The organism is Arthrobacter sp. 9V, assembly GCF_902506065.1.
Classification (GTDB): Bacteria; Actinomycetota; Actinomycetes; order Actinomycetales; family Micrococcaceae; genus Arthrobacter.
The window spans coordinates 1-1,258 of the sequence record NZ_LR732957.1 but is presented as its reverse complement, the minus strand read 5'-3'; the positions used below and the strand labels follow the sequence as shown (position 1 = coordinate 1,258).

The 1,258-nt window shown below is 71.9% G+C and carries 1 protein-coding gene; it reads left to right on the top strand.

What is annotated here, in order from left to right; genetic code table 11:
- Positions 1-1,258, top strand: a 1,258-nt coding sequence (locus BACI9J_RS22730; protein WP_159736653.1) for a hypothetical protein, incomplete at both ends; no start/stop codon positions are given.

Genomic DNA, 1,258 nt, shown 5'->3' with positions numbered 1-1,258 from the left:
CCACTCGACTCCTCCGGCCACACCGACGACGAGCGGGAGAACTCGATCCGGGGCGCCCTCGAGCAGGTCCTCGGCCGCGAGGGCGCGACCAAGAGCGCCACCGAGACGCTGCGGGCCGAGCAGGACAACGCGCACTCCCTCACGACGCTGCTGCCGCAGTACGACCACGGCCGCGTCGCAGCACTCGACCCGAAGGCACTCGAGCGCGCCGAGAAGGCCGTCTGCGACGCGCTTCCCGCTGAGCTCGCCGGGAACATCATCAACGACGAAGCCTGGTCGACATTCGCCGCGCGCCTCGTCGACCACGATCTCGCCGGCACCGCACTCCACACTCGGCTGCAGGGACTTGTCCGTCCACGGGATCTCGACGAGATCTCCCCGATCCAGTCGCCGGCGCGCGTCTACTGGTACCGGCTCGGACCGGTCACCGCGATCGGCACCGACCTCGAACCCGTGCCAGGGCTGCCCAAGTGGGTGACGCCGTTCAACGACCGCATCGGCGAACCCGAGGTCCGGACCTGGCTCCACGGCCAGCAGGAGCTGATGCGCGACCGCATCACCTCCCTCGTCGACCAGGTCGTTGCCGAACCGCCGGCGTGGGCGGAACCATTCGGGCAGATCCCCGCGGACCCCGCGCAGGCGGAGCGGTGGCGGGAGAACATGGGCCGTATCGTCGCGTACCGGGAAGCGTTCGAGGTCCCCGCGAGCGAAGCCGTCCTCAGCGAGGAACCCCGCGGCTCCCACGCCGTCCAGGCATGGAAGGACGCCCGCGCAGCAGGGCTCGACATCCGTACCCAGCAGGACCGCCTGGCGCGTGAGCAGGCGTCCGCGGAAGCCCTCGAGCGCATGGGCATCGACCCGACCGCACGCACGGCCGCGACGTCGACCGCCACGCTGCCCGAGACGGCGGTCGTCGTCGACGTCGACCGGCTCCTCGAGCAGAGGCCGGCCTGGTTGGCGCAGTACGGCATGCAACCGGCCGACGGCGACGCACGCGACACCTGGCGCGAGCAGGTCGCCACCGTCGCCACGTACCGCGACGCCAACGGCATCCCCGACGAGGCCTACCGCCTTCCAGACCCGGGAATGGTCGACCGCGACAGCCGGCACGCGTTCGCGGAAGCGGACCAGGCCCACGAGGACCTCCGCCGCACCGGATGGATGCGCGATCGCGACGGCGCCGAACGGAACACCGCCGGCCCCGTTCCCGTGGCCGAGACGACTGTCGAAGCGGCCCCGCCGGCGACCGACCGCACCG